This window comes from Actinomadura barringtoniae (assembly GCF_017573505.1).
In the GTDB taxonomy this organism is placed as follows: Bacteria; Actinomycetota; Actinomycetes; order Streptosporangiales; family Streptosporangiaceae; genus Spirillospora; species Spirillospora barringtoniae.
Window position 1 is genome coordinate 1 of the sequence record NZ_JAGEOJ010000072.1, and the last position, 333, is coordinate 333.

Below are 333 nucleotides of genomic sequence, written 5' to 3' on the forward strand. Positions count from 1 at the left end.
GGCCGATTTGGTAAATCGCGCTGGATCTGATGAAATGGCAACACCCGCTCGCAAGAGCGGAAATCAGAAAAGCCCGGAAATTGACAAGCCGAGCGGATCTGATAAAGTAAATGAGTCGCCCCGGGGTGAGAGACGCGAAAGCGGATCGAACGCGGTGGGTGTCCGTTTCTTGAGAACTCAACAGCGTGTTAAAAGCCAGTGCCTTTATAGGCCAGGCCATGGTGCCTGGTCTCCCCGTGGCCCTGTTCTTCGGATCAGGGTTGGGGATTTCTTTGAGGCAAGCAGTCTTTCGGGATTGCATTGCTGGGATTTTCTCTGAGGTTTGGCGGTTGT

Annotated in this window: 1 protein-coding gene; it reads left to right on the forward strand. The window is 53.8% G+C overall.

Going from position 1 to position 333, the window contains the following annotated elements; translation table 11 throughout:
• Window positions 1-319 (forward strand): hypothetical protein (locus J4573_RS53450; RefSeq protein ID WP_208264195.1); only part of this gene is annotated, 319 nt, incomplete at its 5' end.
• Window positions 320-333 lie beyond the last annotated feature (14 nt).